This is a genomic window from Streptomyces sp. NPDC014006 (assembly GCF_043088925.1).
In the GTDB taxonomy this organism is placed as follows: domain Bacteria; phylum Actinomycetota; class Actinomycetes; order Streptomycetales; family Streptomycetaceae; genus Streptomyces.
In genome coordinates, this window is sequence record NZ_JBICAJ010000003.1 from 602,650 (window position 1) to 614,959 (window position 12,310).

The following is a 12,310-nucleotide window of genomic DNA, read 5'->3' on the forward strand; positions in this document are numbered from 1 at the left end:
TCTACTCGCGTAGAAATTTTGTGCGGGTAGTCTGAAGGAACCTGCTCAGCACCACACACCGGGAGTGCCAGTGGCACGCGTCGTAGTCGACGTCATGCTCAAGCCGGAGATCCTCGACCCCCAGGGCCAGGCGGTCCAGCGTGCGCTGCCGCGCCTGGGATTCGAAGGGATCTCGGACGTCCGTCAGGGAAAGCGATTCGAACTGGAAGTTGAGGGCCCGGTCGACGACGCCGCCCTCGCCCGCATTCACGATCTTGCGGAGTCCTTCCTCGCCAACACCGTGATCGAGGACTTCACCGTCAAGGTCGAGGAAGTCGCGGAGGCGGCGAAGTGACCGCTCGTATCGGCGTCGTCACTTTCCCGGGATCTCTCGACGACCGGGACACGCAGCGCGCGATCCGCCTCGCGGGCGCCGAACCCGTCGCCCTGTGGCACAAGGACAAGGACCTCCACCAAGTCGACGCCGTGGTGCTGTGCGGTGGTTTCTCCTACGGTGATTACCTGCGCGCCGGTGCCATCGCCCGCTTCTCGCCGGTGATGGACACCGTCATCGAGCAGGCGAAGGCCGGCCTGCCGGTCCTCGGCATCTGCAACGGCTTCCAGATCCTCACCGAGGCCCACCTCCTCCCGGGGGCGATGCTCGGCAACGACCACCTCCACTTCATCTGCCGCGACCAGAAGCTGCGGGTGGAGAACGCGGAGACCTCCTGGACCAGCGACTACAGCGCCGGTCAGGAGATCCACATTCCGCTGAAGAACATGGACGGCCGGTACGTCGCCGACGAGTACACGCTCGACAAGCTGGAGGCGGAGGGCCGCGTCGCCTTCCGTTACGTGGACTTCAACCCCAACGGCTCCCTGCGGGACATCGCCGGCATCACCAACGAGGCCGGCAACGTCGTCGGTCTGATGCCGCACCCGGAGCACGCCGTCGAGCCGCTGATCGGCACCGGCCGCACCGACGGTCTCCCGTTCTTCACCTCGATCCTCAAGAAGCTGGTCAACGCATGAGCCGGACGCCTCTGGACACGGTCGAGCACGCGGCCGCGACCCCCGACGTCGAGCTGCCCTGGGCCGAACTCGGCCTGAAGAAGGACGAGTACGAGCGCGTGGTCGAGATTCTCGGCCGCCGGCCCACCGGAGCCGAGCTCGCCATGTACTCGGTCATGTGGTCCGAGCACTGCTCGTACAAGTCCTCCAAGGTCCACCTCCGCCAGTTCGGCGAGAAGGCCCCCGAGAACGACGCCCTGCTGGTCGGCATCGGTGAGAACGCCGGTGTCGTCGACGTCGGCCAGGGCTACGCGGTCACCTTCAAGGTCGAGTCGCACAACCACCCGTCGTACGTGGAGCCGTACCAGGGCGCCGCGACCGGCGTCGGCGGCATCGTCCGCGACATCATCGCGATGGGCGCCCGCCCGGTCGCGGTCGTGGACCCGCTGCGCTTCGGCGCGGCCGACCACCCCGACACCAAGCGCGTCCTGCCCGGTGTGGTCGCCGGCATCGGCGGCTACGGCAACTGCCTCGGCCTGCCCAATATCGGCGGCGAGGTCGTCTTCGACGCCTGCTACCAGGGCAACCCGCTGGTCAACGCCGGTGCCATCGGCGTGATGCGGCACGAGGACATCCACCTCGCGAAGGCGTCCGGCGCGGGCAACATGGTCATCCTGTACGGCGCCCGCACCGGCGGCGACGGCATCGGCGGCGCGTCGATCCTCGCCTCGGAGACCTTCGACGACGCCAAGCCGTCGAAGCGTCCCGCGGTGCAGGTCGGCGACCCCTTCCAGGAGAAGCTCCTCATCGAGTGCACCCTGGAGGCGTTCAAGGAGAAGCTGGTCGTCGGCATCCAGGACCTCGGCGCGGCAGGCCTGTCCTGCGCCACGTCCGAGCTGGCGTCCAACGGCTCCGGCGGCATGCGCGTCACCCTCGACGACGTACCCCTGCGCGACTCGACGCTCTCGCCCGAGGAAATCCTCATGAGCGAGTCGCAGGAGCGCATGTGCGCGGTCGTCGAGCCGGAGAAGGTCGACCGCTTCCTCGAGATCTGCGAGAAGTGGGACGTCATCGCCACGGTCATCGGTGAGGTGACCGACGGCGACCGCCTGGAGATCTTCTGGCACGGCGAGAAGATCGTCGACGTCGACCCGCGCACGGTCGCCCACGAGGGCCCGACCTACGAGCGCCCGTACGCCCGCCCGTCCTGGCAGGACGAGCTGCAGGCCGACGACGCGAACAAGCTGCCGCGTCCGGCGACTTCGCAGGAACTGCGCGAGCAGGTCCTGAAGCTGGTCGCCTCCCCGAACCAGGCCTCCAAGAAGTGGATCACGTCCCAGTACGACCACTTCGTGCAGGGCAACACCGTCCTCGCCCAGCCCGAGGACTCCGGCATGATCCGCATCGACGAGGAGACCGGCCTCGGCGTGGCCATCGCCACCGACGGCAACGGCCGGTACGCCAAGCTCGACCCGTACACGGGCGCGCAGCTGGCCCTCGCCGAGGCCTACCGCAACGTCGCCACGACCGGCGCGAAGCCGCTCGCCGTGTCGGACTGCCTGAACTTCGGCTCGCCCGAGGACCCGGCGGTGATGTGGCAGTTCGCGGAGGCCGTGCGCGGTCTGGCGGACGGCTGCCAGCAGCTCGGCACCCCGGTGACCGGCGGCAACGTCTCGCTGTACAACCAGACCGGCGAGGCCGCCATCCACCCGACCCCGGTCGTGGCGGTCCTCGGCGTGATCGACGACGTCGCCCGCCGTACGCCCGTCGCCTTCCAGGAGGAGGGCCAGCTGCTGTACCTCCTCGGCGACACGCGTGAGGAGTTCGGCGGTTCGGCCTGGTCGCAGGTGATCCACGACCACCTGGGCGGCCTGCCCCCCAAGCTGGACCTGGAGCGCGAGCGCCTGCTCGCCGAGATCCTGATCTCCGCCTCCCGCGACGGCATGATCGACTCCGCGCACGACCTGTCCGACGGCGGCCTGATCCAGGCCGTGGTCGAGTCGGCGCTGCTCGGGGAGAAGGGCGCCCGACTGATCGTCCCGGACGGTCTGGACGCGTTCACCTTCCTCTTCTCCGAGTCGGCGGGCCGCGCGATCGTCGCGGTGCCGCGTTCGGAGGAGGTCCGCTTCAACGACATGTGCGGTGCCCGCGGCCTGCCCGCCACCCGCGTCGGCGTCGTGGACGGCGACACCATCGAGCTCCAGGGCGAGTTCGAGCTGTCCCTGGAGGACCTGCGCACGGCCCACGAGGAGACGATCCCGGCGCTGCTGGCGTAACCACCGGCCGGTCGTACGACACCGAAGGCCTCGCCCGTTTCCGCACGGGCGGGGCCTTCGCTCTCCCGCCCACCGGCGACGAGCCGAGCCAAATCGGCCTGAGCCGACACGGCGTCAAGGCATAGGCTCGCCGCCATGCCCCCGGCGAAGAAACGCACCCGGACCTACGACCTGGCCAAGATCCGCACCGCCGTCCACGCCCAGTTCGGGCACGTGCGCGAGGCGGTGCGCACCCTCACCCCCGAGCAACTCGCGCTGCCCACCCGGCTCGGCGAGTGGACCGTGCGGGATCTGGTCGCCCACCTCGGCATGACCCTGCGCGCGTTCTCCCGGCTGGTGAGCCTGCCCGAGCCCGCCCGGCCGGGCGGGGCACTGCTCGACTGGCCCTCCGCGATCGCCGCCGATGCGCCCGACATCGCCGGGCACGCCCGCAGACTCGCCGACGAGCATCCCGACCTCGACGCCTACCTCGCCGCCGCCGAGGAGCGCTTCACCGCCGACCTCGCCGCCCACCCCGGCACCCGGCTGCTGGCCGCGAGCGGGGGCGCGCTGACGGTGGACGACTACCTGGTCACCCGCACCGTCGAGCTGATCGTCCACACCGACGACCTGAACGCGGCCGTACCGGGCCTCGACGTGCCCTTCGACCGGCAGGCGCTCGCCGCGTGCACCCGGCTGCTCGCCGACGCCCTCGCCGTCAAGGCGCCCGGCGGCGCCACCGAGGTGCGGATCCCGCCGTACGCCGTCGTGCAGTGCGTCGAGGGGCCCCGGCACACCCGTGGCACCCCGCCCAACGTGGTCGAGACCGACCCGCTCACCTGGATCCGGCTCGCCACCGGGCGGCTGGAGTGGAAGGACGCCGTCGATGCGGCCAAGGTCGACGCGAGCGGGGAGCGGGCTGACCTGAGCGGGCTGCTGCCGTTGCTGGCCTGACGACACGCTGTGCGGAACCAGCCCCTCGACGGCCCCGTCCAACCGGCATGGACAGGCACACGCAGCGCATGACCCTGATGGCCGCCGCCCTGCTCGTCCCCCTGGCCACGGCGGCCTGCGGCAGCGAACACGCGGGGCAGGCCGGCAGTGGCACCGTCGGACCCGAACCGTCCGTGACCGGCACCGACTGGCGGATCCAAAGCATCACCACGCACGAGGGCACCGATCACCCCAAGAGCACGGCGCACCTCAGCCTCGACGCGAAGACCGGCAAGGCCGGCGGCCGCCTCGGCTGCAACCATTTCAGCGCCACCGCCACCGTGCGCGACGGGCATATCACCCTGGGGTCCCCGACCACGACCCGAATGATGTGCGACGCCTCACTCATGCACACCGAGCGGACCCTGCTCGGCGTCTTCAACAGCACGCTCAGGTACCGCATCGAGCACCGCACCCTCACGCTGACCTGCGCAAACGGAACGATCATCCAAGCCGTGGCACGGAAGTGATCCGTAGGGTCCGCACATCCCCAATTCGGACCAGTGGTCGATCTCGCCTACACTCGAGAACGTGCCACGTGGTGACGGTCGACTCAATCACGATCTGCTTCCCGGCGAAAAAGGCCCCCAGGACGCTTGCGGCGTCTTCGGTGTCTGGGCTCCGGGTGAAGAGGTCGCAAAGCTCACGTACTTCGGGCTCTACGCCCTCCAGCACCGGGGTCAGGAATCCGCGGGAATCGCGGTCAGCAACGGCTCCCAGATCCTCGTCTTCAAGGACATGGGCCTGGTTTCCCAGGTCTTCGACGAAACCTCGCTCGGTTCGCTCCAGGGTCACATCGCGGTCGGACACGCCCGCTACTCGACCACCGGCGCCTCCGTGTGGGAGAACGCCCAGCCGACGTTCCGTGCCACCGCGCACGGCTCGATCGCGCTCGGCCACAACGGCAACCTGGTCAACACCGCGCAGCTCGCGGAGATGGTCGCCGACCTGCCGAGCGACACCAACAGCCGCTCCACCCGGGTGGCGGCCACCAACGACACCGACCTGCTGACGGCCCTGCTGGCCGCCCAGGTCGACGAGGACGGCAAGCCGCTGACCATCGAGGAGGCGGCGCACGTCGTCCTCCCGAAGGTGCGTGGAGCCTTCTCGCTCGTCTTCATGGACGAGCACACCCTCTACGCCGGCCGTGACCCGCAGGGCATCCGCCCGCTGGTCCTGGGCCGCCTCGAGCGCGGCTGGGTGGTGGCCTCCGAGTCCGCCGCCCTGGACATCTGCGGCGCCAGCTACGTCCGCGAGATCGAGCCGGGCGAGTTCGTCGCCATCGACGAAAACGGCCTGCGCACCTCCCGATTCGCGGAAGCAAAGCCCAAGGGCTGTGTCTTCGAGTACGTGTACCTGGCCCGCCCGGACACCGACATCGCCGGCCGGAACGTGTACCTCTCCCGCGTGGAGATGGGCCGCCGCCTCGCCAAGGAGGCGCCCGTCGAGGCCGACCTGGTGATAGCGACGCCGGAGTCCGGCACCCCGGCCGCCATCGGCTACGCGGAGGCCTCCGGCATCCCGTTCGGCGCCGGCCTGGTGAAGAACGCCTACGTGGGCCGGACCTTCATCCAGCCCTCGCAGACCATCCGCCAGCTCGGCATCCGCCTGAAGCTGAACCCGCTCAAGGAAGTCATCAAGGGCAAGCGCCTGGTCGTCGTCGACGACTCGATCGTCCGCGGCAACACCCAGCGCGCCCTGGTGCGCATGCTGCGCGAAGCGGGCGCCGCCGAGGTCCACATCCGGATCTCCTCGCCGCCCGTGAAGTGGCCCTGCTTCTTCGGCATCGACTTCGCCACGCGCGCGGAGCTCATCGCCAACGGCATGACCATCGACGAGATCGGCACCAGCCTGGGCGCCGACTCGCTGGCGTACATCTCCATCGACGGCATGATCGAGGCGACCACCATCGCCAAGCCGAACCTGTGCCGCGCCTGCTTCGACGGCGAGTACCCGATGGAGCTGCCCGACCCCGAGCTGCTCGGCAAGCAGCTGCTGGAGACCGAGCTGGCCGCGGGTCCCGCCGCCACGGCCGCCGCCGACGCCATTCGCCGCCCGTAGGGCGCCGCATCACCTGCCGTACGACACGAAAGTTCTCCTCACCATGTCTGAGACAACTGGTGCCTCCTACGCGGCTGCCGGCGTCGACATCGAAGCGGGCGACCGCGCCGTCGAGCTGATGAAGGAGTGGGTGAAGAAGACGCAGCGCCCCGAGGTCCTCGGCGGCCTCGGCGGCTTTGCCGGCCTCTTCGACGCCTCCGCCCTCAAGCGCTACGAGCGGCCGCTGCTCGCTTCCGCCACCGACGGCGTGGGCACGAAGGTCGACATCGCCCGCCAGATGGGTGTCTACGACACCATCGGTCACGACCTGGTCGCGATGGTCATGGACGACATCGTGGTGTGCGGCGCCGAGCCGCTGTTCATGACCGACTACATCTGCGTCGGCAAGGTCCACCCCGAGCGGGTCGCCGCGATCGTCAAGGGCATCGCGGAGGGCTGCGTGCTGGCCGGCTGCGCCCTGGTGGGCGGCGAGACGGCCGAACACCCGGGCCTGCTGGGCGCGGACGACTTCGACGTCGCGGGCGCCGGTACGGGCGTCGTGGAGGCCGACCGGCTGCTCGGCCCGGATCGCATCCGCACGGGTGACGCCGTCATCGCCATGGCGTCCTCCGGGCTTCACTCGAACGGGTACTCGCTGGTGCGGCACGTCCTGCTGAACCAGGCCGGGCTGTCCCTGGACGCCCGGATCGAGGAGCTCGGCCGCACCCTCGGCGAGGAGCTGCTGGAGCCCACCAAGATCTACTCGCTGGACTGCCTGGCGCTCACCCGGACGGCCGAGGTGCACGCCTACAGCCACATCACCGGCGGCGGCCTCGCCGCGAACCTCGCCCGGGTGATCCCGGACACGCTGCACGCCGTGGTCGACCGCTCCACCTGGACACCGGACCCGATCTTCGACCTCGTCGGCCGCACCGGCAAGGTCGAGCGGCTGGAGCTGGAGAAGACGCTGAACATGGGCGTCGGCATGATGGCGATCGTCCCGCAGGAGTCGGTGGACGTGGCCCTGGCCACGCTGGCCGACCGCGACGTGGAGGCCTGGGTCGCCGGTGAGATCACCGACCGGGGCGAGCACACCACCGGCGCGGAACTGGTCGGCGACTACGCGTGACGTACCGGCCCCCGGGGCCCCGCTGCTCGCGCAGAGCGTGGGGTCCCTCAGGGGCGGAGCCCGCGGCACGGCAGCACGAAACCCGGTCCGGAGCTGAACCCCGGACCGGGTCAAACGGCGGATGCCGTGCAGTCTTACGCGCCGCGACGGTGTTGCGAGGACTGGTCGTCCTCGTCCTCCTCGTCGTCGTCCCCATAGAGGTCGGCGTACCGGGAGTACAGGTCGTCGTCGTCGTGCTCATCGTCCTCGAACCGGTCGCCGTTCGGCGACTGGTTCGACGTCGATGCGCCCAGCTCCTCGGCCAGGCGTGTGAGGTCCGTCCCACCGCTGTTGTACTTCAGCTGGCGGGCGACCTTCGTCTGCTTGGCCTTGGCCCGGCCGCGCCCCATGGCTCGACCCCCTCAACGACGGGGCTCGACGGCCCCAGAGTCTGACACGCGTTCATGTTCCGGCACGGACTCTCCGCAGAGAGGCCGGTCCGTAGGGCTTCCACGGTACCTGAGCCCGCGCCCATACGGTACGTCGCCCGCAGCACGCGCGTGTGCACAGGACCACCGAGGCGCCCCGTCCTCGCTGGTCAATGGCGATTTTAACCACTAATCCGAGGACGACCCGCCGGTGGAAGTGAGAGTTCTCTCGAAGTCCCCACCGGCAGGTACCGCACGAACCCGTGCGCTCGCCGTACGGTGAGCGGTACGGAACGTCAGCGTCCGCGCTTGGCGGCGGCGGCCTCGGCCATCCGCTGCTCGGCGATCCGGTCGGCTGCCGCGGCCGGCGGAATGCCGTCTTCCTTCGCACGTGCGAATATGGCCAGCGTGGTGTCGAAGATCTTCGCGGCCTTCGCCTTGCACCGGTCGAAGTCGAAGCCGTGCAGCTCGTCGGCGACCTGGATGACCCCGCCCGCGTTCACCACGTAGTCCGGCGCGTAGAGGATCCCGCGGTCGGCGACGTCCTTCTCCACCCCCGGGTGGGCGAGCTGGTTGTTCGCCGCGCCGCAGACGACCTTCGCGGTCAGCACCGGCACGGTGTCGTCGTTCAGTGCGCCGCCGAGCGCGCAGGGGGCGTAGATGTCCAGGCCCTCGGTCCGGATCAGCGCCTCGGTGTCGGCGACGGCGCGGACACCCTCGGGGTGCCGGTCGAGGATGCGGCGTACGGCGTCCTCGCGCACATCGGTGACGACGACCTCGGCGCCCTCCGCACGCAGGTGCTCGACCAGGTGGTGGCCGACCTTGCCGACACCGGCGATGCCGACCGTGCGGCCGCGCAGCGACGGGTCGCCCCACAGGTGCTGCGCGGAGGCGCGCATGCCCTGGTAGACGCCGAAGGCGGTGAGCACGGAGGAGTCGCCGGCGCCGCCGTTCTCCGGGGAGCGGCCTGTGGTCCAGCGGCACTCGCGGGCCACGACGTCCATGTCGGCGACATAGGTGCCGACGTCGCACGCGGTGACGTACCGGCCGCCGAGCGAGGCGACCATGCGACCGTAGGCGAGCAGCAGCTCCTCGGTCTTGTCCCGCTCCGGATCGCCGATGATCACGGCCTTGCCACCGCCGTGGTCGAGACCGGCCATGGCGTTCTTGTACGACATGCCGCGCGCGAGGTTGAGGGCGTCGGCGACGGCCTCCTCCTCGGTGGCGTACGGGTAGAAGCGCGTGCCGCCGAGTGCGGGGCCCAGCGCGGTGGAGTGAAGGGCGATGACGGCTTTCAGGCCGCTCGCGCGGTCCTGGCAGAGCACGACCTGCTCATGGCCGCCCTGGTCCGAGTGGAACAGGGTGCGCAGTACACCAACAGGTGCGCCGGTTACATCGGTCACGGTGGTGACTCCTGAGTAAATTGCGGCGAGTGACGCGGAGCTCCGTGGGGGTGGACGGGGCCCCGTGGCATGAGGGTAGAGCCTGTCACCGACCATGCGCCGCGCAGTGCCGCAGATCACCTTCTCAGGGAGTACGGCCACGTACGCGCGTGCGCGACCGTGCGACGATTTGCATGGATTTCCCGCAGGGTGTGGCTGCGGGCCCGGAAGGTTTCCGCAGCGGCCCGCGGGGGAGGGAGCAGGCGTGCCCAAGGTGTCCTCGGTGATCGTCCCGTATGCGGCGTATCTGCGGGTGTACGAGCCGCTGGCCGCCTTCCCGGAGCCGGAGCGCGGCCACTGGGCGCGCTACGCCCGCCGCCCCGAGCGCCCCTCCTACCAGGAGGAACTCCGCCGCTCGCTGGCCGACCTGCTGCCCATCCCGCCCGTCGCGGTGCCGGTGCACGAGAGCGACGACGCCTTCGTGCTGGAGGTGGACGGCGTGGTGTGCGTGTGCCCGTGGCGGACCCGGCTGCGCGGCTGGCAGGCGCTGGCCGGCCTGGGCGAGGAGCTGCCGAAGCCGGTGCTGGAGGCCGTCCTGCCCGAGGTGGTGCGCCGCCAGGCGGCCCAGGACTACGAGCGGTGGCGGGAGCGCAACCCCGACGCGAGGCCGTGGATCCGCACCGCCACCTGGCAGGTGCCGCTGAACTGGTTCGTACTGGTCTCCGATGAGGAGCGGGAGTACGACAAGGGCTCCGCGGCCCTGGCCCCGGTGCTGCGCTACCGCACTCCGATGGTGCAGGCCCGGCGCCGGGTCGCCCGGGCGCTGCGCACGCTGAAGGACACCATGGACGAGGGGCCGCTGGTGGAGGGCGTCATGGACGTGGGGCGCTGGCTGGAGGAGTTCCACCCGCGCTCCCTGGTGGAGCTGGACTACGGCGGCCTGGTCCACGCGCTGCCCGCGGGGGCGCTGGAGGACGACCACTCGGCCGCCGATGTGGCCGAGGGGATCGCGGCGCTGCGGCGCGGGGACGGGGTGGCGGCCGGCGCGGCCTACGGGCGGCTGGTGGAGCGCTGGCGGGCGGTGCGCGACCTGCGCTCGGCGAACTGACGTACCGCCAGGCCGCGCGCCGGAGGATCCAGAGGATCCGACAGAGGTTCGAGTGAAGTGAGGTGCGTCACGGCCGTGACGCACCTCACCGCGTACGGTCTACGCACCGGACGGACTCCGCACTACGCGAGTTGACGGGACGTAGGCCCCGATCCGGGCGTTTGCGTCAAGCGTGACAGACGGCACGTACACGCCCCTTGCGCCCGTTACCCGCCCTCGTGCCAAAATAGGACAAGGAGTCCGGGGAGGACTCCTGCCGCCCAACTATGCTCCACTGTGGGCGGAATCTCAGCATTGCACGCTTTGGGGGGTCTGGTATCTCCTGACGCCACTGTGACTGATCGTCACAGTGGCGTGACTGTCCGCTATGGCATGGTCCATCGGCTTCCGTCGCTGATGAACACCTGGGAGGGCAATTCCATCGGTTTGGCCGACGCGGCTGGACAGATGGTGTAGTTGTAGTGCCGAGGACAAGCCGTTCGTCCTATAACCGACTCGACTCGCGTCCGCCATTTCGGGCAACGCGGGTCAAGGTGCAGAATTTAGAGGAAAGAACCGAGAAGGTTCGGTTCTCCCGAGGAGGCCGCTCATGACCGCTCGCACCCCTGATGCCGAGCCGCTGCTGACCCCGGCTGAGGTCGCCACCATGTTCCGCGTCGACCCGAAGACGGTCACGCGCTGGGCGAAGGCCGGCAAGCTCACGTCGATCCGCACGCTCGGCGGGCACCGCCGCTACCGCGAGGCCGAGGTCCGCGCTCTGCTCGCGGGCATCCCGCAGCAGCGCAGCGAGGCCTGAACAACTGAATAACGGGCGAAACGCCAGGTCCCCCAACCTGCCGGACCGCCCGGAACCACAGCTCCAAGCGACGCGGGGACTGCCCCAACAGGCCCCACGCCCACACGGAACGAACGGGTGCGTCGTCGATCGCGCTGGACTCCGCCGGGTCCAGCGCGATCTTTTTTGTGCGCGTGGTGCGCACGGTGCGCGTCCCGGCGGGGGTCTGTGAGCGCCCTTGTCGGACTCTGGTGGGACTCTGCGGGGATGCCCTGACGAGGGTGCAATTGCACATATTAAATTGACGGGTTGTAGGAGCGGGGTAAGAACGGGCACTCCGGAAACTCGTGCGGTGACTCCCGTCACATGCCACTGTCCTTGTTGCCCGACGCCGCCGTGCGCTAGTGGAGGCGCGGGTTCCAGCGTCCCATGCGGACACGGGTGTTGGGCCCGGGTGCGCTCACGCCTCGCCGGGAGATTCGTCCTCTCCGGTCTCCAGGGTCTCGCCGGCCGGCTGCGGGTTCGCCGGAGCCGTGGCCAGCGCCAGCCGCTGCAGGCGATGGCAGACCGGACAGCGGCGGGTCAGATGCCCGTACGACGACGCGGCCGACAGATGCGCCCGGAGCAGCGCTCGCGTCTCGTGCTTCACCGATGTCGCCATACGCCACCTCCGTCAGCCCCGCGGGGAACGGGCCCGTGCTTCTGGGGTACCGGCGGAATGTGACGCCGTCAAGGCCACGGGTTCCTGCCGGGCCGCGCCGGACACGAGAGGAGCCACAAGCTCCACGACCGCGACCCGGGGCCGGGTGGGTCTCGGTCGTTTGTATCGGCGGGTGCGGTGTGTGGAGGCAGGCAAAAGGCCCGCCCCTTGCGGGGCGGGCATCGCCGTGTCGGCGGAACGACTGAGGGCCGGTCCAATGGCGGGCCTCGTATTGCGGTCCTGACGGTATCTGCTCTGCCGGATTGCGGCTGCGCCGCGGGCGCGGCCTCCACCTCGACAGGGTGGCGAGCGGGTGGGCGGCGGGGCGGTGCCTTCCCCTTGTGGGGCGGAACGACTGAGGGCCCGTCCGCTATGGACGGGCCCTCATACTGCGGTCCTGACGGGATTTGAACCCGCGGCCTCCACCTTGACAGGGTGGCGAGCACTCCAAACTGCTCCACAGGACCAGGTGTTGCGGCGCTTGTCGCTCCTGCGCTGCGAGAAGGACTCTACAGGAGGGTGAGCCCCTGG

The 12,310-nt window shown here is 70.0% G+C and carries 12 protein-coding genes and 1 tRNA gene; 9 read left to right on the plus strand and 4 right to left on the minus strand.

Features of this window, described 5'->3' with window-relative positions:
* The first annotated feature begins 70 nt into the window (after window positions 1-70).
* The 7 genes from purS (at window position 71) to purM (ending at window position 7,407) form a co-directional block, all read left to right on the plus strand.
* Window positions 71-334 carry a phosphoribosylformylglycinamidine synthase subunit PurS gene (purS, locus tag ACF1GV_RS15005; protein ID WP_361665493.1) on the plus strand — a complete coding sequence of 88 codons (264 nt, stop codon included), beginning with the start codon at window positions 71-73 and terminating at the stop codon, window positions 332-334.
* The gene (gene purQ, locus ACF1GV_RS15010; RefSeq protein ID WP_363268251.1) at window positions 331-1,011 is read left to right on the plus strand and encodes a phosphoribosylformylglycinamidine synthase subunit PurQ; all 681 of its coding nucleotides are present in this window, start codon (window positions 331-333) and stop codon (window positions 1,009-1,011) included. The genes purS and purQ overlap by 4 nt, the downstream gene beginning before the upstream one ends.
* Entirely contained in the window at window positions 1,008-3,266 is a 2,259-nt protein-coding gene (gene purL / locus ACF1GV_RS15015) for a phosphoribosylformylglycinamidine synthase subunit PurL (RefSeq protein ID WP_391680370.1), read from the plus strand. Before purQ ends, purL begins: the two co-directional genes overlap by 4 nt.
* Window positions 3,267-3,401: 135 nt before the next feature.
* Window positions 3,402-4,199 carry a sterol carrier family protein gene (locus ACF1GV_RS15020; protein WP_391680371.1) on the plus strand — a complete coding sequence of 266 codons (798 nt, stop codon included), beginning with the start codon at window positions 3,402-3,404 and terminating at the stop codon, window positions 4,197-4,199.
* 47 nt (window positions 4,200-4,246) lie between these two features.
* Window positions 4,247-4,708, plus strand: a complete 462-nt coding sequence (locus ACF1GV_RS15025) for an META domain-containing protein (protein ID WP_391680373.1) — start codon at window positions 4,247-4,249, stop codon at window positions 4,706-4,708.
* A gap of 61 nt (window positions 4,709-4,769) precedes the next feature.
* The gene (gene purF, locus ACF1GV_RS15030) at window positions 4,770-6,299 is read left to right on the plus strand and encodes an amidophosphoribosyltransferase (protein WP_363268247.1); all 1,530 of its coding nucleotides are present in this window, start codon (window positions 4,770-4,772) and stop codon (window positions 6,297-6,299) included.
* A gap of 43 nt (window positions 6,300-6,342) precedes the next feature.
* On the plus strand, window positions 6,343-7,407 hold the full coding sequence (purM, locus tag ACF1GV_RS15035; RefSeq protein WP_391680374.1) for a phosphoribosylformylglycinamidine cyclo-ligase: 1,065 nt from the start codon (window positions 6,343-6,345) through the stop codon (window positions 7,405-7,407).
* Between the two features lie 134 nt (window positions 7,408-7,541).
* Here purM and ACF1GV_RS15040 read toward each other — a convergent pair whose 3' ends face one another.
* Together ACF1GV_RS15040 and ACF1GV_RS15045 are read right to left on the minus strand one after the other, a co-directional pair.
* Window positions 7,542-7,796 carry a DUF3073 domain-containing protein gene (locus tag ACF1GV_RS15040; RefSeq protein ID WP_363268245.1) on the minus strand — a complete coding sequence of 85 codons (255 nt, stop codon included), beginning with the start codon at window positions 7,794-7,796 and terminating at the stop codon, window positions 7,542-7,544.
* A gap of 314 nt (window positions 7,797-8,110) precedes the next feature.
* Window positions 8,111-9,217 carry a Leu/Phe/Val dehydrogenase gene (locus tag ACF1GV_RS15045; protein WP_391680376.1) on the minus strand — a complete coding sequence of 369 codons (1,107 nt, stop codon included), beginning with the start codon at window positions 9,215-9,217 and terminating at the stop codon, window positions 8,111-8,113.
* A gap of 244 nt (window positions 9,218-9,461) precedes the next feature.
* Here ACF1GV_RS15045 and ACF1GV_RS15050 point away from each other — a divergent pair, with 244 nt between their 5' ends.
* A complete protein-coding gene (locus tag ACF1GV_RS15050; RefSeq protein ID WP_391680377.1) occupies window positions 9,462-10,304 on the plus strand; it encodes a hypothetical protein in 843 nt (280 codons plus the stop codon).
* A 589-nt stretch (window positions 10,305-10,893) separates the two neighbouring features.
* On the plus strand, window positions 10,894-11,100 hold the full coding sequence (bldC, locus tag ACF1GV_RS15055; protein ID WP_003949541.1) for a developmental transcriptional regulator BldC: 207 nt from the start codon (window positions 10,894-10,896) through the stop codon (window positions 11,098-11,100).
* A gap of 439 nt (window positions 11,101-11,539) precedes the next feature.
* Here bldC and ACF1GV_RS15060 read toward each other — a convergent pair whose 3' ends face one another.
* Both ACF1GV_RS15060 and ACF1GV_RS15065 read right to left on the minus strand, forming a co-directional pair.
* On the minus strand, window positions 11,540-11,740 hold the full coding sequence (locus tag ACF1GV_RS15060; protein WP_391680379.1) for a DUF6274 family protein: 201 nt from the start codon (window positions 11,738-11,740) through the stop codon (window positions 11,540-11,542).
* 431 nt (window positions 11,741-12,171) lie between these two features.
* Window positions 12,172-12,246 (minus strand) — tRNA-Asp (locus tag ACF1GV_RS15065).
* Window positions 12,247-12,310: the final 64 nt, after the last annotated feature.